We start from the raw sequence: 19,742 nt of genomic DNA on the forward strand, positions 1-19,742 counted from the left end.
CAGCGGGGTTATTTATAGGTTACATTTAAGCGGTGTTAAGTGCATAGAGCACAAGCACCGCTTTTGTTTTTGGCTTCATCGACAAACTTGTGTCAGATTAGTTGACACTTACATAACGTTTTCATATATTGATTTTAAGTATTTTGGGATATCGGATATGGGATGGATAAGGTGAATGGGAGAAGGCCTGCTGCAAGTCGACAATTAGCGGGAGAGGATGGGATCGGCATATGAACAGTCTGCATTCCTTGCTTAAGCTTCTGAACTCCGGCAGCTCCGCGCGCTATGTCCTGGCAACCCTGATTGGAGCGGAAGGCCATGCTTACCGCAAGGCCGGCGCCGTGATGCTGCTTGGTGAGAACGGTTGGTCAGCCGGCCAGCTTAGTCCTGGCTGTGTGGAGTCAGACCTGCACGGTCAAGCGGAATCCGTGCGGAATTCAGGCATCACCACGCTAGTAGAGTATGACATGAGGACGGAGGACGACCTGTCTTGGGGAGAGGCCGTCGGATGCGGAGGACGCCTTCAAGTGCTGTTGGAGCCAGTTCAAGGGAACCTTCGGCGTGTGCTTCGTGCGATGGAGGAGGCACTTGATCTAGGCGGCAGTTTGAAGCTGCAGCGCTCGTGTAGCCAAGATGGAACGGTAAGCGAATATCGGCTGATGACGGAGGGAGGACAATATGCCCGGTTCGGCCGTGGGAGTGAACAGTGTCCAGATTATAGGCTTACCTTGATCTACGAGCCTAATCCACGTCTTATCGTCATCGGTGCTGGCCAGGATGCTCAGCCGGTTGTGCAGCTGGCCGCTTGTTCAGGGTTCTCTGTCATCGTCGTCGATCGGCGTGAAGGATTGCTTACGGCTCGAGATTTTCCACTAGCAGAACGGCTCTTGACAGGGAGTGTTGATGAAGTGATCCCCGCACTGGGGCTCCGAAGTGATGATCGCGTGCTTATCATGTCGCATCAGATGAGGCAGGACCTTGAATGGTTAGGCCGAATGGAGGAAGGGCCCCCTCGCTACATTGGCTTGCTAGGCTCTAAGCGGCGGTGCGGCAGCTTGCTTGAGAAGGTTCCCAGGCTGCTGAGGGATGCCAGAGTCCATGCTCCAGTCGGTCTTGGCATCGGTGCGGAGGGTGCGTATCAGATTGCTGTAAGTATTGTTGGGGAGCTGATCACCGACGTCAGGCTGGCGAGAGAAGAGCGGCAGCTGCTGAGAGAGCCGCTGCGGATAATACCTGACAGGAAGAGATCAAGTATGTATAGGCATGATGGGCTAAGCGGGCTGCACTTGTTGGCTCAGGGGGTGTGAAGATGGCTATGGAATCCAGAGAGGCAATGGCATTCCCTTCCCCAGGCAGTGCTGTACAGGTATGGCAGCCCCAAGAGGTGAAGGAAGCTTGGCGATTGAAGCGCCGATTCGGCTCGGCTGCCTGCTACGTTGCGGGCTCGACCTGGCTTAGAACGAGGTGGGAAGCGCATCAGGAGGCGATGCCCCTGCATCTGATATCCCTCGCTTCCATATCATCTCTTCGCGGTATCCATTGGACAGAGTCGGGAGGCTTAGTCATTGGGGCAGGCGTGACGCTGATGGACCTTCGGATGAGCCTCTATGCCAAGACGCATTACCCGCTTATTGTTGAAGCATTGGGCCGAATTGCAGCCCCCTCTATTCGATATCTGGCAACGATCGGCGGCAATGTGATGCAACGCTCAGGAGATCTGCTCCCTGCGCTGCTAGTGCTTGATGCTGAAGTCAGAGTGCTCCACCAAGGCTCAACGCTGGAGATGCTGCTTGCGGAGTGGCTGACCTGGCCCGATTGTTCGGCGGACAGCTTGCTGCTTGACATTAGGGTGCCTCCTGCGACGGGGAAGCTGGCCTTCTATTACAAGCTGGGCCGAAGACTGCAGTTCACCCCTTCGGTCATTGCAGTTGCGGGCAGCTGTGTGATAAGCGCCAGCGGCGAGCTGCTGGATCTTAGACTAGCAGCTGTCGGCTCGGGTATGCCTGCTCTCCGGCTCTATGAGTCGGAAGCTGCGGCCTTATGCTCGAGGGAGGAATCCATCAGCGGCGCTATACATGAAGCCGTCGTGCTGGAGCTTCCTGCAGTATCTGATGATTATGCTTCCGCGGGCTACAAGAAGCTGGCTGCTGCTAACCTATTGACCGCACATACGAGGGCCATGCTCGGTGAAGGAGGTGGAGCGGATGCGAATCTCACGTGATACGTTCGGGGGCCGCTGGATAGACCGTCCGGATGGAGAAGCGAAGGTGACGGGGGAGCTAGCTTACTTGACCGACCGTCACGCTCCCGGCATGCTGTACGGCAAGGTGCTTCGCAGCAAGCATGCCCATGCCTTGCTCTTGTCGGTTGATGTGACCAACGCAAGGGCGCTGCCAGGCGTGCAGGCTGTACTCACTGCGGAGGATGTTCCCGGCTGGAACGGCTACGGAATCGTGTGTCCAGACTATCCGGTGTTCTGCACAGAGCGCGTGCGCCATCGGGGCGATGCGATTGCTGCCGTAGCAGCTGATTCGCCGGAGCTCGCAGAGGCAGCCTTGCAGCTAATTGAAGTGCTGTACGAGCCGCTGCCTGTCGTGGATGATCCGATGAAGGCTATGGAGCCGGATTCACCGCTTCTCCATCCAGAGGGCAATGTGCTCCACCGTACGACGGTTGACCGCGGGGATGCAGAGGCAGCCTTCAAGGCTTGCGCTTATATTGTGGAAGAGCAATATGAGACCCCTCGTCAGCTTCATCTCTATATGGAGACCGAAGGGGGGCTGTTCGTCCCTGAAGGAGATGGCAGGCTGACGGTCTATTCCGCCACTCAGCACGGGTATAAGGATCGGATGCAGCTTGCCAGGATACTAGCTATGGAGGAAGAGCGGATTCGTGTAGTCTCCAGCCCGATAGGAGGCTCCTTCGGGGGCAAGGATGAGCTGAATGTGCAGCCTTACGGCGCACTGCTTGCGCTGAAGACGGGAAGGCCGGTCAAGCTGCACAACAGCCGCAGGGAGTCCATGCAGAATAGCATCAAGCGTCATCCTATGCATATCCGGATGAAGACCGGTGTTGACGCTAGCGGGAAGCTGCTTGCCCATCAAGCGGTTCTTGTAGCCGATACCGGCGCTTATACGACGCTCGGCCGTGAGGTTCTGATCTTCGCAACGGAGCATGCTTCAGGACCCTACCTCATCCCGAACGTTGATGTGAAGGGCATGAGCGTGTTCACCAACAACGGTGTGGCAGGCGAATTCCGCGGCTTCGGAGGCAATCAGGTAATCTTCGCTATCGAAGGGCAGATGGATCGACTCGCGGAGAAGCTGGGGATGGATCCATGGCAGCTTAGAAGTGTGAATCTGCGGGATGAGCGGGATCCTGGGCCGCTTGGACAGCTCATCGTTCCGACGAATGGAGCGAGGCAGGTGTGGGAGCGGGCCATGCAATCCCCGCTAATGGCAAGGAGGGGGCTGCGGACGGAGGGCGGCGATCCTTGGTGCTTGCGCGGGATTGGCGCCGCACTAGTGATGCATGGAGGGGGACTCGGGTTCGGCATTCCGGATCCGGCAGGAGGCAAGCTCAAGCTCTCTCAGGACGGCAAGCTTGAAGCGTACTTCGGCTTCGAAGAGTTCGGGCAGGGCATCTACTCGGTGCTTACCCTGCTTATGCGCGAGCATACGGGCTGCTCGGCGGATGATGTTCGGATCATGGTCGGAGATACCGATGTGGTCCCGCATACCGGCTCAGCGACTGCTTCAAGGTCTACTGCAATGGCGTGGGAGGCTATGCGCAGATTGTGCCCGCCGTTCATTGAACAACTCATATCGGCTGCGGCTGCTTGTTCGGGTGAGTCAGCAGCTTCCCTTCATACAGGCCAGCATGGTGTATGGAAGCAGCTGCCTGATGGAACAGCCGCGATCGTGATGGAGTATCGAGAGCTGGCGGCCTCTATAGGCAAGCCAATTACGGTAGAGACGGCCTTCGAATTCCCTGTTACGCCTAGCGGCAAGATTGGCGCTCACTTCCTATATACGTATACGTCAGTTGTGGCTGAAGTAGAGGTGAATCAATTAACAGGGGAGATTAGAGTGCTGGCAGCAGATCATGCGGTAGCAGCAGGACCGGTAGTGAATCCAGTCGGCTATCTGGGGCAGATTGAAGGCGGGGGTGTGATGGGTCAGGGCTTCGCGTTAACCGAAGAAGTGGTCATGCAAGGGGGTGAATATGCTCGCAGTCAGCTGGATACGTACATGATTCCAACGATCTGCGACATTCCGAGGAAGGTAACGGTTGAAGCAATCGAGGAGCTCCCCGCTGGAGATGCCTTCGGACCGCGGGGGGTGGGGGAGATCGGGACGACTGCGATTGCCCCGGCGATTGCCGCCGCTGTGAAGGATGCGACTGGTCGCTGGATCAGCAAGCTTCCCATCTCGCCGGAGCAGCTGATTCGTTCGATCTGAGCACCGAATTCGTTCAATCAGTGCGCTGGATTCGGCTGTGTAGTTGACGGATTCGTTCCATCTAAGCAGCTTGTGAGGAGGAGATTGACATGCTGGAGACAACCATAGGCCTGCAATGCATCTTGAACGGGGACCCGCTGTCTTATGCTGTATCGCCGACAAGGAGGCTGCTGGATCTGCTGAGAGAGGACCTTAGGCTGACAGGCACGAAGATTGGCTGTGAAGTGGGCAGATGCGGCGCCTGCATGGTGCTCGTAGACGGTCATCCCGTTAATGCGTGCCTGCTGATGGCCTATCAATGCCAAGGCAGAACCATCGAGACAATTGAGGGAGTGTCGCCTCCGGCCTCAGGTCTGCATCCGATTCAGAAGGCCATTGTAGAGGAAGGCGGTCTGCAGTGCGGCTACTGCACACCCGGCATGGTCATCTCACTTAAGGCTCTGCTGGAACGACAGCCGTGCCCTACTCGTGAAGAGACGGAGGAGGCGCTATGCGGGAACTTGTGCCGGTGTACAGGGTATGAAGGTCTGCTTCGAGCAGTTGCTAAGGTGTCAACACAGGATTCCGATGTATCAGACAACCAGCAGGAAGCGGAATAGAGAGAGTTATTGGATTGGGTAGGCTAGGGTGTCTAATATGGGGAGGAATAAGAGATGAGAAGATTATTAGGAATGGCAGTCATCATCACAGCAATCATTCTAACTGCATGCTCGAATGGCAAGGGTACTACGGAGACTTCTGCGACGAATGCACCTTCGAATAGCGATGAAGCAGCGGCGACACCTGCATCGGAATCGGTTAAGAAGCCTCGAGTGGCCTTCGTGTACATAGGTGTTCCAGGGGATGGCGGCTGGACGTACCAGCATGACCTTGGGCGCAAGGCGGTTGATGAGAAGTTCGGCATTAAGTCGACAATCGTTGAGAATGTTCCGGAAGGACCTGATGCAGAGCGCGTGTTCGAGGAGCTGTCTGCGAAGCATGATATTATTATCGGAACAAGCTTCGGTTATATGGAACCTATGGTCAACGTCGCGAAGAAGCATCCTGAGGTGAAGTACTTGCATGCAACGGGGTATAAGACCTCAGAGAATCTGGGGACCTATGCGGGGCGCGGGTACGAGAATGGCTACCTGTCGGGCATCGCAGCGGGCATGCTGTCCAAGAACGGTAAGATCGGGTATGCGGCAGCGTTCCCCATTCCTGAGGTCATCTATACGATTAATGCGTTCACGTTAGGTGCGCAGAGCGTCAACCCGGACGTTGAAGTTCAGGTCGTGTGGACGAATACTTGGTTCGATCCGGCAATTGAGAGGCAGGCTGCTATCTCACTCCTAGATCAAGGTATCGACATCTTGGCTAACTATCAGGATTCCCCGGCGGGCATACAGGCTGCAGCAGAACGCAATATCATGGCGCTAGGCAATGATTCAGATATGAACAAGTATGCACCGGACACTTATATTACGAATCCGACATGGAACTGGGCGCCTTATTACGTAGATCAAGTTCAGCAAGTTGTGGATGGTACATGGAAGTCAGCCGCCTACTGGGGCTCCATCAAGGATGGCACAGCAGATATAGCACCCTTCGGCCGTAACGTTCCTCAAGAGGTCAGGGACAAGGTGGAGAGTGTTAAGAAGGATATTGTAACGGGAGCCTTCCATCCGTTCACCGGCCCGATCTCCGATCAGCAAGGAGTCGAAAAAGCGGCTGCCGGCAAGTCGCTGACTGACGAAGATATCCATAATATGATGTGGTTCGTGAAAGGTGTGAAAGGAACAGTTCCGAAATGAGGACGATACAGGATCCTGCATTAAGCAGAGAGTGGCATCCAGCAGCTGTGGCTGCAGAGGTGCAGGATAAGCCGCTTGCCGTTCAGCTGCTTGGCGAGAAGCTTGTGCTGTTCCGTACCGGATCCGGAGTGAAGGCCTTCCGAGATCTATGTATACACCGCGGGGTTCCACTGTCGCTGGGCAAGGTGGAGAAGGATCATCTGGTATGTGCCTATCATGGCTGGCGATATGATGCGGACGGGGCATGCGTGTGTATCCCCGCTCTTCCCGCCGGTCAAGCCATTCCGCTTAAGGCTAGAACAACAACCTTCTATTGCATGGAATCGCTTGGGTTCGTATGGGTGGCCTTAGAAGAACCGCATGAGAAGCGTCCTGTTATCGAGCCACTCGTCGATCATTCCCTGCTGCCTATCGTCATGGGGCCATATCCGGTAGAGGCCTCTGCTCCGAGAGTTGTAGAGAACTTCCTTGATGTCTCCCATCTTATGTTCGTACACGAAGGCATGCTGGGCGATGCCGGGTACGCGGAGATTAATGATTATGAGGTAAGGATGGAGGACGGCGTACTTCGAAGCGGCGAGATTCGTGTCTACCAGCCCGATCCGGACGGGAGAGGGCGTGGCGTAACGAACTCTTATATCTATGAGATCCTCTCCCCTATGTCCGTCCGGCTCATCAAGCACACAGAAGGCAGCGATGAGCAGTTCCACTTATTCCTGATGGTGCTTCCGGAGACGGAGCATAGCTGCACCGCCTTCATGCTGCAGCTCCGCAACTATGCCGAGGAAGTTCCGGATAGTGTGTTCATTGACTTCCAGAATACGTTGATGGCGCAGGATAAGTTGATTGTGGAGCGACAGAATCCGGAGCTGCTGCCCCTCGACCTGCAGGCAGAGCTGCATCTGAAGTGCGATCGGGTGAGCATTGCGTATAGGCGAATGCTGAAGGAGCTTGGCGTCACGTTCGGGACGGACTGATGAACCGAACATTCGGGAATACTGCTTCCATTCCAAGGCAGGGTGGTGTAGGCATGAACGTTATGAAGGCTATGAACGCTGATAACAATCACTATGACCGAAGACCGCTGGCAGATGATGTCGCTGGCCTGGTCATGACCGCAAGAGGAGATAGACCGGCAACTCTAGTGATTCGGGGAGGCACACTCGTCAATGTCGCATCAGGAGAGCTCCTCCAGGGTATGTCTATAGCTGTCCAAGGAGCTAGAATTGCCTACGTAGGAAGGGATGTGTCCCATACGATAGGGGAGCATACCCTCGTCATTGAGGCGGGGGGAAGATATATGGCCCCTGGCCTGCTCGACGGCCATTGCCATATCGAGAGCTCTCAGATGACAGTCTCCTCGTTCGCGAAGGCCGTTCTCCCCAGAGGGACGACGGGAGGCTTCTTCGATCCTCATGAGATGGCTAATGTATGCGGGCTAGAGGGTGTTCGGCTCATGCTGGAAGAGGCGAGGATGACTCCGCTCGCCGCCTATATGCAAGTTCCTTCCTGTGTTCCATCTGCGGGTCCGCTGCTGGAGACCTCCGGCGCAGTGCTTGGCCCGGCTGAAGTGGCTGAAGCGTTCACGTGGGGTCCGGATATGATTGCGCTTGGGGAAGTGATGAACTTCCCCGGTGTTGTATATGGGGATGATCAGATGCTCGGCGAGATTAGCGCAACGCTGCGAGCGGGGCGAGTCGTCGACGGCCACTTCACCTGGCCTGCTTCGGACCCTAGGCTTCCCGCATATGCTGCAGCGGGAGTGACCGGCGACCATGAATGCGTAACCCCGGAGGATGTGTTCGAGCGAGTGCGGCTCGGCATGTATGCGATGCTTCGCCAAGGCTCGGCCTGGCAGGACGTCGCCCGCACCATACGAGCTCATACAGAGCAGGGTCTTGATTCTCGCCGTATCATGCTCGTCACAGACGATCGCAGCGCGGACTCCCTGGTGGATGAAGGCCATATGGATTATGTCGTCAGATTCGCGATTGAGCAGGGTGTGAAGCCTATTACTGCATTCCAGATGGCTACCATTAACACGGCGGAACGGTTCGGTGTCGCTCGGGATGTAGGATCGATTACACCAGGCTCGTATGCTGATATCATCCTGCTGGAGGGTCCTCTGGAGCAAGTGAAGGTACACACGACAATAGCCGCAGGCAGAGTAGCTGCGCAAGGCGGCAGCTTGAAGGCGGAGTGGCCGGCCTTCACCTACCCGTCATCGATACGACAATCCGTACATGTCGGTAGGCGGCTGACTCCCGAGGACTTCGTCATTGCAGGTCCGATAGAGTCAGGTATGGCGGAAGCGAGAGCGATTCAGGTCGTTGAGAACCAGGCAACGACGAGGGAAGCGCGAATCTCCGTTACCATTGAGGGTGGCGCAGCCAAGGTAGATGTGGCTGAAGGAGTGTGCACCATTGCTGTATTCGAGCGTCACCGAGCTACTGGTGGAAGCGCAGCAGGCTTCGTTACCGGACTCGGGCTGAATGTGCCGGCAGCTATTGCCCTTACTGTAGCGCATGACTGTCACAATCTGCTCGTCGTCGGCAATGACAACCAGTGTATGGCGGAAGCGGCCAATCACGTCATCAGCAGCCAAGGGGGGATTGCCGTATATACAGGGGACGGCAAGCTGACGCTGCTCCCGCTGCCGGTAGCCGGACTCATGTCAGATGCTCCGCCAGAGGTCGTTGCTGATCAGTCGCGAGCGATTAACAGGGCGCTTAGTGAGGCGGGCTGCACCCTGAATGCGGCACTCATGACCATCTCGCTGCTAGCTCTAGTCGTCATACCTGAGCTTCGATTATCCGATCAAGGTCTCGTGTCCATCACGGCCGAAGGCATTCAGAAGGTGCCGTTGTTCCTCGCTGGCGAATAGTTGGAATCTAATAATCATGGGAGAGTGATTACGATGGCACAGGATAGAGCCGTATTGTACGGCAAGGGCGATGTGCTCGTCTATCGGACGTATGCAGCTCCGCTGAAGGGAATTACACCGATTCCGGAATCCTCCTATACGGGTGATGACAATGTCATATTCGCTTGGAATCTGAAGGTCGTATTCGGAGGAGAAGCCTTCCTGACCTCCTTCACGGAGGGGGATAATTCACAGATTGTGGCAACCGATTCGATGAAAAACTTCATACTCCGCCATGCGGCAGATTATCCCGGAGCTACGATCGAAGGCTTCCTGCATCATCTGGCAGACTTGTTCCTGAACCGGTACAGCCATCTCTCATCGATAGAGCTGTCGGCAGAGCGCCTTCCCTTCCAAGGAGTAGAGGTGCCTGGCCCATCAGGCAGGATGCCGAGCTCCATCGTATTCAGCCATTCCAGAGGGGAAGCTGCAACGGCTGAAGTGAAGGCGGCTCGAGGAGGTGATGGGTCCCTCCTCATCGAGAGACTCAGCGGCGGCATTAGCAAGCTTCATCTGATTAAGGTCAAGGGAAGCTCCTTCGCTGGATTCGTGCGAGATGAGTATACGACGCTGCCGGAGGCTTACGACCGTCCTCTGTTCATCTACTTGAATATTAGCTGGACTTATACAGACGTTAAGCATGGACTCGGAGGCGATCCCCAGTGCTATATTCCAGCAGAGCAGATTCGAGATGTAGCAGTCGCCGTCTTCCATGAATTGTATTCTCCATCCATTCAGCATCTGCTGTACCGAATTGGACAGCGTGCGCTGAAGCGGTTCCCCCAGATGGCAACGATTCAGTTCGAATCGAATAACCGAACGTGGGAGACGGTTATAGATGACATCCCAGGGGAGCAAGGGAAGGTATTCACAGAACCTAGACCGCCCTACGGCTTCCAGCTCTTCACCATGATAAGGAGCGATGCCGATGAGCACGGGGAGATTGACGACACACGTACTCGACTTGTCACGGGGTGAGCCGGCAGCAGGCATGGCGGTAAGTCTATGGAAGCACGAAGCAGGCGGAGCAGCGAAGCATTGTGTGCAATCTATTGTACTGAACGGTGACGGACGCTCTGATAATCCGTTAATAAGCGGGGAGTCGTTCACTGCCGGAGCATATGAGCTTCTGTTCGAAGTGCAGAATTACTATGCGGCAAGAGCGCAATCAGAGGGTCTGGCTGATCGATCCACCTTATTCACTAGAGTCCCTGTATTCGTTGAGGTGAAGGATCATACGGCTCATTACCATATTCCATTGATTATTTCTCCAGGCGGCTACAGCACTTATCGGGGTACTTGACGGGGGAGGGTGTTCAACTTGCAGCAGCAGATTATGAACGGGCTGGATTGGTTGTCGAACTTCGGCGCCGACCCGGATGGGGGAATTACGAGGCTCTTGTACTCGTCATCTTGGATTAGAGCGCAGCAGGCATTGGCTGAGAGAATGAAGGAAGCGGGCCTTAGTGTGTATTACGATGATGCGGGCAATCTATATGGCCGTCTAGTCGGAACTGAGAAGCCTGATGAAGTTGTGCTTACTGGCTCGCATATCGATACCGTCCGCAGCGGCGGCAAGTATGACGGTGCCTATGGAATCGTGGCAGGATTGACCGCTCTGCAGAATCTGCGCGAAGTGCATGGGATGCCGAAGCGGACGCTTGAGGTGGTGTCCATCTGCGAGGAGGAAGGCAGCCGCTTCCCGGTCACCTTCTGGGGGTCCGGCAACATTACCGGTCGCTGGAGTATGACGCGCATCCCGGATGTGACCGATGATGAAGGGATGAGCTTGCTCGAAGCGATGCAGCTTGCCGGATTCGGGCCGGGCAAGCACAAGCCTTGCCTGCGGCACGATCTGCATGCATTCGTCGAGCTGCATATTGAACAAGGCTCGATTCTAGAGAGGAGCGGGTTATCGCTTGGGATTGTGCAGGGCATCGTTGGTCAGGCCAGGCTAATCTTCGAGGTATGCGGAGAGGCTAATCATGCCGGTACAACTTCAATGGGCTGGAGGAGAGATGCGCTTGCCGGCACGGCGGAGATGACCATTGAGCTTGAGAAGGTGGCCTTGACAGCCGGTGAGCCGTATGTGGCAACGGTCGGCAAGATCGACGCTTCCCCGAACACATCGAATGTCATTCCGGGACATGTGCTCTTCACGGTCGATCTGCGCCACCCCGAGCCCTCCTCGCTGGAGGAATTCTCCCGCAGGGTCGTTGCCTTATTCTATGACATAGCCTCACGGCGCGGGCTGTCTCTGTCACATCGGCAATGGATGTTCGCGGAGCCGGTGCCCATGCATAGCGGTCTGATTGAGCGGATGGAGCATATCTGTCATAAGCGTCAGTTAGGCTATCAGCCGATCTACAGCGGTGCTGGACATGATGCACAGATGTTCCGGGCCGTCTGCCATTCGGCGATGCTGTTCGTTCCAAGCCGAGGGGGGATCAGTCACTCTCCGCTTGAATTCACGCCGCCGGAGCACTTGACGGCCGGTGTAGAGGTGCTGGGGGATTTGCTCTACCGGCTAGCCTATGAAGAATAACTTTATGGATGAAGAACGTCCTCATTTGCGGATGTTCTTCTTTGTTTTTTTTTTTTTTGCAACGGATAGTCGGCGATCTGCCCCTCTCATCTTATATTCCTTCCAGAGAGATGTTACAATATTGTGAGATCATTATTGTAATGGAGGCAGAATGGCAGTGCAGAAGCTCGTATTCTTCGTGGGAGTAGCAGGAACAGGCAAGACAACTGTAGCTAGGAGGCTGGCAGAGCGTATTCCAGCAGCCTTCCTAGACAGGGACACGCTCGGAGGACGGTTCGTGGAAGCGATGCTCGTTCAGAACGGGCTGGACCGCAATGATCGGGATTCCGATTATTACAAGGCGAATCTAAGGGACTTGGAATATGATACAGCCAAGGATGTATGTATCGAGAATCTGGCTGCACGCCAGAATGTATTCATGATATCGCCCTTCACAGCGGAGCTGCGGAACCGGGAGTGGATACAGGAAGTCATCTCGCAAGCAGGCCTGACAGCGGAGCAAGTAGACGTTAAGGTTATCGTCGTTACCCTTGCGGATATAGAGCTGCAGAAGAATCGCATCATAGGCCGTCAGACTGTACGTGATCAATGGAAGCTGGACAATTGGGGCTCCTTCGAGAAGCGTGTAGCCTTCGTGCCGGAGATTAACTGGGATATTCCTCAGCAGTCCATCTTGCATTATGATAACAGCGGAGAGATGAGTGAAGATCAGGTGGATGAGTTGCTGGCGTTCATTCAGAGGGATCAGCCCATATTAACTAGATAGTGAGGTGGTCGGAATGACTAAGCCCGTAGTATTCATATCTAGACCCGTTCCTGAGCAGGTGCAGCAGTATATAAGCGAGCACTGTGAATGCATCATTGGCCAAGACGGGATGAGCCGGGAGAGTATTCGTGAAGCGATGGCTGAAGCGGAAGGGCTGCTTACCTCTGGCATGTCCATTAACGCTGAGCTGCTAGATGCCTCGCCGAAGCTCCGAATCGTGAGCAATATATCAGTAGGCTACAATAATATGGACCTAGATGAGATGAAGCGGCGTGGAGTTATGGGCACCAATACTGGTGGAGCATTGGATGACACCGTTGCGGATCTGATCCTTGCCCTCATGTTGGCGGTATCCCGAAGGGTGACCGAGCTTGATCGACTGGTGCGCCGTGGTGCGTGGGTTAGAGGGATGAATGAGGAGCTGTTCGGTATGGATGTCCATCATCGTACAGTCGGAATTATCGGGCTGGGCCGAATCGGCGAGGCGGTTGCCAGACGCGCTCATCACGGCTTCTCCATGAAGGTGCTCTATCACAAGCGCAGTCGAAGTGAGGAAGCAGAGTCTCGGTACGACGCGGAATTCGTCTCCTTGAATGAGCTGCTGTCACGGTCCGACTTCGTAGTCGTCATGACCCCTCTGACCGAGCACACGAGGAAGCTGATCGGTAAGGAGCAGCTGCAGCTGATGAAGAGCTCATCTGTACTTATTAATGCCTCGCGCGGCGCAGTAGTGGACGAGCAGGCGCTCGTGGAAGCTCTGGCCGCGGGCACTATTGCAGGTGCTGGACTTGATGTGTTCGAGAAGGAACCGATCGCTGCGGATCACCCGCTGCTCTCGATGGAGCAAGTCGTTGTGCTGCCGCATATAGGTTCTGCTACTCAGTCTACTAGGTTCGACATGGCGATGCTCGCCGCTCGCAATCTCGTTGCAGGGGTGAAGGGGGAGACCCCTCCTAATCTGCTGCCCGAACTGGCTTAATACGAATGGAAGCCTCTGCGGCCTGCAGAGGCTTTATTTGAATTCTCCGCATGGAACGGCCTTCCATGACACGACTGCCCAACCATGCAGCAGCGAATAGCGGGCTGCACTCCTATGAACTCTCCATCATACAATGGCTACATTACATACAAAAAAACCTGCAAATCCTTGATGAATCAAGGGCTTGCAGGTTCTATGTATGTCCTCATTGTATCGAATCGTAATTAGATGGCGTCCCAGGAGAGATTCGAACTCCCGACCGACGCCTTAGAAGGGCGTTGCTCTATCCAGCTGAGCTACTGGGACAAGTGGAACTATGGAGCGGGTGAAGGGAATCGAACCCTCGCCTCAAGCTTGGGAAGCTGGCGTTCTGCCATTGAACTACACCCGCTGGCTGAATTAACGATCGAATAAGGCAAAAACAACTATAGCATAGCAAAAAAACAAAAGCAATCCTTTTTTATAAATTGGTTCAGACTAGCTCCTTAGCGCTTTTATTTTTCTCTGACCGCCTTACATGGTATAATCTATCGCGAGCGACAGACCACAAGAAGATGCGGCCCGGACCGATAAGGCGGTGAGACCATTACGACCGAACAGGATACAGAAGGCGAGAACAAAGAAAACGTATATCTATTCCCTACTATGCTAGATCATTATCAAATTCAATTGACGAGAATGCTTGAAGCTGAGCAATACAGCGAAGCGAAGGAGCTGCTGGAATTTTTGCTTCAGTGCCAGGGTGAAGATCAGCGGCATTATGAAGAGTGGGGCAATCTGCTCTCATGGCTGAACATGGCTTTTCCAAGCGAAGGCAAGGGTTCATCGGGACAAGGCCATCTGGGCGAAGCGGAAGAGGAGGACGAGACAGCCTTCCGCGCTGAAGCTCTTAATCCCCGGGAGCAGGATGACGCCTATATTAATCAAGTGCTGTACATAATGCAGCATCACCCTATGATTGATCAGCAGATGCTTGCACTCGAGCGGGCCAGCTACATTACGTCCAAGGATATTGATTCCACTATTATTCACTGGCTTACGAATGAGCAGGTACACCCTGTTGTGCAATTCAAGGCACTGCAATGTCTGCGCAAGCGCGGGGCGACAGGAAGCTTGACGCTGGATCGGCTAGGTGAGTCGGTTCAAGTCGAGATTGAACGAACTCCGCTCTCCATGGATGACTTCCCTCCTCCGATTAATCGAATTGTGGAGAGGGTGGAACGTGTCGCAGAGGTGCATGATCCTACCTTGCCTCACTTCGCCAGAGAGCTGTGGAAGGAGAGCCTGCAATTTCTATACGGCACTTCGGCCTATACATGGATGCTTCGAGACGATGAGGAGACAGTAGACTGCTACTCGGCAGCGCTGCACTTATCACTCATGCTAACGGTATATGGGAAGGCTGAAGATGACGAGCTTCGGGATACATATGGCATTACGGAGTCGCTGCGATTCCGATATGAGCAAGCAAGCAGGACGCTTCGTCAGGTCGCTTCCATGCAGCAAGATTATCCAGATGAGCCTCAGTCTTGATATAAGTGCTCAGGTTGATTATAATAGAATGGTTTATTGAACGTGCAAATGTACGGAACTAGCGTAATTTTGGAGGGGAAAGCATAAAATGAAAGCAACCTGGGAAAAAATAGACAAGAACCTCGTATCGATCGATGTTGAGGTTGGTGCTGAGAAAGTAGCAGAAGCACTGGATCAAGCGTTCAAGAAAGTCGTACAAAAGGTCAATGTACCTGGCTTCCGTAAAGGTAAAGTACCTCGTGGAATCTTCGAATCCCGCTTCGGCGTGGAGAGCTTGTACCAAGATGCCATTGACATTCTGCTGCCGGACGCATACTCCGAAGCAGTTAAGGCTAATGACATCAACCCGGTTGACCGTCCTGAGATCGATGTCGAGCAATTCGGCAAGGGACAAGTATTCAAGTTCAAAGCAAAAGTAACCGTTAAGCCTGAAGTTAAGCTTGGCGACTACAAAGGCCTTGAAGTTGCAGCAACCGAAGACAACGTAACCGAAGAGGAAGTTGCTGCTGAGCTGGAGCGTCTTCAACAGCGTCACGCTGAACTGACGGTCATCGAAGAAGGCGAAGCTCAGAATGGTGATATTACTGTTATTGACTTCGATGGCTACGTGGACGGCGAGCAATTCGAAGGCGGCAAGAGCGAGCGTTACTCCCTTGAGCTAGGTTCGAACTCCTTCATCCCAGGCTTCGAAGATCAAGTGGTTGGCATGCAGATCGGCGACTTCAAGGACGTCGAAGTAACATTCCCAGAGAGCTACCATGCAGAGAACCTGGCTGGCAAGGCTGCCGTATTCAAGGTGAAGCTGCACGAGCTGAAGCGCAAGAACCTTCCTGCACTTGATGATGAGTTCGCGAAGGACGTCAGCGAATTCGATACTCTTGAAGAGTACAAGCAGGATCTGACCGCTAAGCTGAAGGAACAGAAGGTTAAGGCAGGCGAGCAAGCCCGTGAAGTTGCGGTAGTTGAGAAGGCAGGCGAATCCGCTGAAGTTGAGATTCCGGAAGCGATGATTGCTACGGAAGTAGACTACATGGTTCGTGACTTCGAGAACCGTCTGAAGATGCAAGGCATGACCCTTGAGCTGTACTACCAGTTCTCCGGTCAGAGCGAGGAAGTGCTTCGTGAGCAGATGCAAGGCGATGCCGTTAAGCGCGTTCGCAACAATCTTGTACTTGACGCTATCGCAAGCGCTGAAGGCATCACCATTACCGAAGAGGATCTTACGGTAGAGCTGGAGTCCCTGTCCAAGCAATACAACCGTCCAGCTGCAGAGCTTCGCGAGATATTCTCTAACAATGGCAATCTGGTGAGTCTGAAGGAAGATATGATCCTTCGCAAGACGATCAAGTTCTTGCTTGAGAATGCCAAGGAAGTTACAGAAGTAGCATAATCCAAGTTGTTCTGAATAACGTATAATCACATATAAGCAATACCCTGGATAAGGCACGTCGTCGTACGTGCCTTATTTTTACCCTACATATGGAATGAATGAATGAAGCTCAGCGCATATCTGTACATAACCGTACCTATTGACCGTATACTGTATTATTGGAAAAATGACATCGTTCAGCTGTCATGATACAATAAGGTTGAAATTCGAAGCCATAATAGAAAAGAGGTTGGTCGCATGAATCTAGTACCGATTGTCGTTGAACAAACGAATAGAGGTGAACGTTCTTACGATATCTACTCCCGTCTGCTGAAGGACCGGATTATCTTCCTTGGGAGTGCTATCGATGATGACGTAGCAAACTCTGTCATTGCACAGCTGCTGTTCTTGGCGGCCGACGATCCAGAGAAAGACATCCATCTCTACATCAACTCACCTGGCGGTTCTGTAACTGCGGGTATGGGTATATATGATACGATGCAGTTCATCAAGCCGGATGTGTCTACCATCTGTATGGGTATGGCTGCTAGCATGGGCTCACTCTTGTTGACAGCAGGCGCGAAGGGCAAGCGATTCGCCTTGCCGAACAGCGAAGTCATGATCCACCAGCCCCTCGGCGGTGTACGCGGCCAAGCGACAGATATTAAGATTCATGCGGATTGGATCTTGAAGACGAAGCAGAAGCTGAATCAGATTCTGGTAGACCGCACAGGGCAGCCTTATGACAAGATTGATCGCGATACCGATCGTGATTACTTCATGAGCGCCGAGGAAGCCTTGAATTACGGACTGATTGACAAGGTTATTACGTCCCCGACGACGGGGATATGATTGCTAACGAAGGGGTGATACGATGTTCAAGTTCAATGAAGAGAAGGGTCAGCTGAAATGTTCATTCTGCGGTAAGTCGCAGGATCAAGTGAGAAAGCTAGTAGCCGGTCCCGGCGTCTATATATGCGATGAGTGTATCGAATTGTGCACAGAGATTGTGGAAGAAGAGCTCGGACACGAGGAAGAGCTGGATCTGAAGGATATCCCGAAGCCGAAGGATATTCGCGCTATTCTTGATTCGTACGTCATTGGGCAAGAATTCGCGAAGAAGTCTCTATCTGTAGCGGTATACAACCACTACAAGCGAATTAACTCACAGAGCAAGATTGAGGATGTCGAGCTGCAGAAGAGTAATATTCTTCTAGTAGGACCTACCGGGTCAGGTAAGACGCTGCTTGCTCAGACGATGGCCAAAATTCTGAATGTTCCATTCGCTATTGCAGATGCTACTTCCTTGACGGAAGCTGGTTATGTAGGTGAAGATGTAGAGAACATTCTGTTGAAGCTTATTCAAGCGGCAGACTATGACGTAGAGAAGGCCGAACGCGGTATTATCTACATCGATGAGATTGATAAGGTTGCTCGTAAGTCGGAGAACCCATCCATTACCCGTGACGTGTCCGGTGAAGGCGTTCAGCAAGCGCTGCTTAAGATTCTGGAAGGAACCGTCGCTTCCGTTCCACCGCAAGGCGGACGTAAGCATCCTCATCAAGAATTCATCCAGATTGATACAACGAACATTCTGTTCATCTGCGGCGGAGCATTCGATGGCCTCGAGCAGCTGATTAAGCGCAGAATTGGTAAGAAAGTAATTGGCTTCAGCTCAACTGGCGAAGCAACGAAGGATCTGAAGGCTGGCGAATACCTGTCCATGGTTCTTCCCGAGGATCTGCTTAAGTTCGGTCTTATTCCCGAGTTCGTTGGCCGTCTGCCGGTCATCTCGACGCTAGAGCCGCTTGATGAGCAAGCTCTGGTGCGGATTCTGTCCGAGCCGAAGAACGCCCTTATGAAGCAGTATCAGAAGCTGCTTGAGATGGACAATGTGAAGCTGGACTTCGAGCCGGCTGCGCTGGATGCCATCGCTAAGGAAGCGATCAAGCGGAATACAGGTGCCCGCGGTCTGCGTGCGATCATTGAGGGAATCATGCTGGATGTCATGTATGAAGTGCCTTCACGCGATGACGTGAATACTTGCCTCATTACCGAGAAGTCTGTTCAAGATAAGATGATGCCTGAGCTTAGCTCGAAGAAGGGCAAGAAAAAAGAAGAGAGCGCCTAATTCTGAGTAATCATCACCGTCAAGGTATCCACCCTGTGCTAGCCGTCTCTTGTCTGAGATTCGCCTATGCTTGGGGTGGACTTTGCCGTTCATGGGAGAGATAACCTAATGTACTCAAGAACTGATACGGTACCCGTCAAGGTCGGCAATCTTGTCATTGGCGGCAGCAACGAGGTCATTATTCAGAGCATGTGCACGACCAAGACCGCAGACGTGGAGGCTACTGTAGCTGAGATTCTGCGTCTAGAGGAAGCGGGCTGCCAGGTCGTCCGCGTAACGGTCAACAACAAGGAAGCAGCAGAGGCGATTAAGGAGATTAAGAAGAGAATTCATATCCCGCTAGTTGCGGATATTCACTTCGATTATCGCCTTGCACTGGCTGCGATTGAGAACGGTGTCGATAAAGTTCGGATTAATCCGGGCAATATCGGTCGACGTGAGAAGGTAGAAGCGGTCGTGAAGGCCTGCAAGGAGCGCGGAATTCCGATCCGGATCGGCGTCAATGCAGGTTCCCTGGAGAATCATCTCTTGGAGAAGTACGGCTATCCAACCCCAGAGGCGATGGTGGAGAGTGCCTTATTCCACATCGGTATACTGGAGGAGCTGGACTTCCACGATATTATCGTCTCTCTGAAGGCATCGGATGTGCCGATGGCGATTGCCGCGTACAGCATGGCGGCGGAGAAGATTCGCTATCCGCTCCATCTAGGCATTACGGAAGCAGGCACGCTGCATTCGGGTACGATTAAGAGCTCAGCAGGTATTGGTGCGCTGCTGGCGATGGGAATCGGCAATACGGTTCGTATCTCGCTAAGCGCAGACCCGGTCGAGGAAGTGAAGGTCGCTCGGGAGCTTCTTAAGACGTTCGGCTTGATTACGAACGCAGCGACTCTCGTCTCCTGCCCAACCTGTGGACGACTGGATATTGATCTGTTCTCCATTGCCAACGAAGTGGAGGAATATATCTCCAAGATTAAGGTGCCGATTAAGGTATCCGTACTTGGCTGTGCAGTCAACGGCCCTGGTGAAGCTCGTGAAGCGGATATCGGAATTGCAGGAGCTCGCGGCGAAGGCATGCTGTTCCGATATGGAGAGCTGGTGCGTAAGGTTCCTGAGGCGGAGCTGCTGAACGAACTGAAGAAGGAAATCGATATTATTGTTCGTGTCTATGAAGAGACCGGCGAGATACCTGGCCGGAAGCATCATACACACGCGTAAGGTGCAACTATTAGCTGCTTAAGTG

Annotated in this window: 17 protein-coding genes and 2 tRNA genes; 17 read left to right on the forward strand and 2 right to left on the reverse strand. The window is 53.6% G+C overall.

Translation table 11 applies throughout. From position 1 onward, the window contains the following. The first annotated feature begins 230 nt into the window (after nt 1–230). The 12 genes from ACFO9Q_RS06480 (at nt 231) to ACFO9Q_RS06535 (ending at nt 13,466) form a co-directional block, all read left to right on the forward strand. Nucleotides 231–1,307, forward strand: a complete 1,077-nt coding sequence (locus ACFO9Q_RS06480) for an XdhC family protein (protein WP_379179924.1) — start codon at nt 231–233, stop codon at nt 1,305–1,307. A gap of 2 nt (nt 1,308–1,309) precedes the next feature. Beyond that, nucleotides 1,310–2,221 carry an FAD binding domain-containing protein gene (locus tag ACFO9Q_RS06485; protein WP_379179926.1) on the forward strand — a complete coding sequence of 304 codons (912 nt, stop codon included), beginning with the start codon at nt 1,310–1,312 and terminating at the stop codon, nt 2,219–2,221. After that, nucleotides 2,205–4,460 carry a xanthine dehydrogenase subunit D gene (gene pucD, locus ACFO9Q_RS06490; RefSeq protein WP_379179928.1) on the forward strand — a complete coding sequence of 752 codons (2,256 nt, stop codon included), beginning with the start codon at nt 2,205–2,207 and terminating at the stop codon, nt 4,458–4,460. The genes ACFO9Q_RS06485 and pucD overlap by 17 nt, the downstream gene beginning before the upstream one ends. An 89-nt stretch (nt 4,461–4,549) precedes the next feature. Next, the gene (locus ACFO9Q_RS06495; protein ID WP_379179930.1) at nt 4,550–5,059 is read left to right on the forward strand and encodes a (2Fe-2S)-binding protein; all 510 of its coding nucleotides are present in this window, start codon (nt 4,550–4,552) and stop codon (nt 5,057–5,059) included. Nucleotides 5,060–5,113: 54 nt separating this feature from the next. After that, entirely contained in the window at nt 5,114–6,253 is a 1,140-nt protein-coding gene (locus ACFO9Q_RS06500) for a BMP family ABC transporter substrate-binding protein (protein WP_379179932.1), read from the forward strand. Then, nucleotides 6,250–7,230 (forward strand): Rieske 2Fe-2S domain-containing protein, encoded by a 981-nt coding sequence (locus tag ACFO9Q_RS06505; protein ID WP_379179934.1) that lies wholly within the window; start codon nt 6,250–6,252, stop codon nt 7,228–7,230. The genes ACFO9Q_RS06500 and ACFO9Q_RS06505 overlap by 4 nt, the downstream gene beginning before the upstream one ends. A gap of 53 nt (nt 7,231–7,283) precedes the next feature. After that, nucleotides 7,284–9,137, forward strand: a complete 1,854-nt coding sequence (locus tag ACFO9Q_RS06510; RefSeq protein ID WP_379179936.1) for an adenine deaminase — start codon at nt 7,284–7,286, stop codon at nt 9,135–9,137. Between the two features lie 33 nt (nt 9,138–9,170). Beyond that, the gene (gene pucL / locus ACFO9Q_RS06515; RefSeq protein WP_379179938.1) at nt 9,171–10,154 is read left to right on the forward strand and encodes a factor-independent urate hydroxylase; all 984 of its coding nucleotides are present in this window, start codon (nt 9,171–9,173) and stop codon (nt 10,152–10,154) included. After that, a complete protein-coding gene (gene uraH / locus ACFO9Q_RS06520) occupies nt 10,105–10,479 on the forward strand; it encodes a hydroxyisourate hydrolase (protein WP_379179940.1) in 375 nt (124 codons plus the stop codon). The genes pucL and uraH overlap by 50 nt, the downstream gene beginning before the upstream one ends. Before the next feature lie 9 nt (nt 10,480–10,488). Further along, nucleotides 10,489–11,721 carry an allantoate deiminase gene (gene allC / locus ACFO9Q_RS06525; protein WP_379179942.1) on the forward strand — a complete coding sequence of 411 codons (1,233 nt, stop codon included), beginning with the start codon at nt 10,489–10,491 and terminating at the stop codon, nt 11,719–11,721. Between the two features lie 157 nt (nt 11,722–11,878). After that, nucleotides 11,879–12,487, forward strand: coding sequence for an AAA family ATPase (locus ACFO9Q_RS06530; RefSeq protein ID WP_379180604.1), 609 nt, complete (start codon nt 11,879–11,881; stop codon nt 12,485–12,487). 13 nt (nt 12,488–12,500) lie between these two features. Continuing rightward, entirely contained in the window at nt 12,501–13,466 is a 966-nt protein-coding gene (locus ACFO9Q_RS06535) for a 2-hydroxyacid dehydrogenase (protein ID WP_379179944.1), read from the forward strand. A 229-nt stretch (nt 13,467–13,695) separates the two neighbouring features. Here ACFO9Q_RS06535 and ACFO9Q_RS06540 read toward each other — a convergent pair. Next, nucleotides 13,696–13,772: transfer RNA gene (locus ACFO9Q_RS06540), tRNA-Arg, on the reverse strand. Between the two features lie 11 nt (nt 13,773–13,783). Next, nucleotides 13,784–13,857: transfer RNA gene (locus tag ACFO9Q_RS06545), tRNA-Gly, on the reverse strand. Nucleotides 13,858–14,144: 287 nt separating this feature from the next. Between ACFO9Q_RS06545 and ACFO9Q_RS06550 the strand changes: the two genes are divergently transcribed. From ACFO9Q_RS06550 to ispG, 5 genes are all read left to right on the forward strand, one after another. Then, entirely contained in the window at nt 14,145–14,999 is an 855-nt protein-coding gene (locus tag ACFO9Q_RS06550) for a hypothetical protein (protein ID WP_379179946.1), read from the forward strand. Between the two features lie 88 nt (nt 15,000–15,087). After that, entirely contained in the window at nt 15,088–16,389 is a 1,302-nt protein-coding gene (gene tig / locus ACFO9Q_RS06555; protein WP_379179948.1) for a trigger factor, read from the forward strand. A 237-nt stretch (nt 16,390–16,626) separates the two neighbouring features. Beyond that, complete coding sequence (gene clpP / locus ACFO9Q_RS06560; protein WP_379179950.1) at nt 16,627–17,220, forward strand: ATP-dependent Clp endopeptidase proteolytic subunit ClpP; 594 nt, start codon at nt 16,627–16,629, stop codon at nt 17,218–17,220. Between the two features lie 22 nt (nt 17,221–17,242). After that, complete coding sequence (clpX, locus tag ACFO9Q_RS06565; protein WP_379179952.1) at nt 17,243–18,499, forward strand: ATP-dependent protease ATP-binding subunit ClpX; 1,257 nt, start codon at nt 17,243–17,245, stop codon at nt 18,497–18,499. 108 nt (nt 18,500–18,607) lie between these two features. After that, complete coding sequence (gene ispG / locus ACFO9Q_RS06570; protein ID WP_379179954.1) at nt 18,608–19,717, forward strand: flavodoxin-dependent (E)-4-hydroxy-3-methylbut-2-enyl-diphosphate synthase; 1,110 nt, start codon at nt 18,608–18,610, stop codon at nt 19,715–19,717. Nucleotides 19,718–19,742: the final 25 nt, after the last annotated feature.

Origin of the sequence: Paenibacillus sp. GCM10023252, assembly GCF_042653305.1 — a bacterium.
Lineage (GTDB): Bacteria > Bacillota > Bacilli > Paenibacillales > Paenibacillaceae > Pristimantibacillus.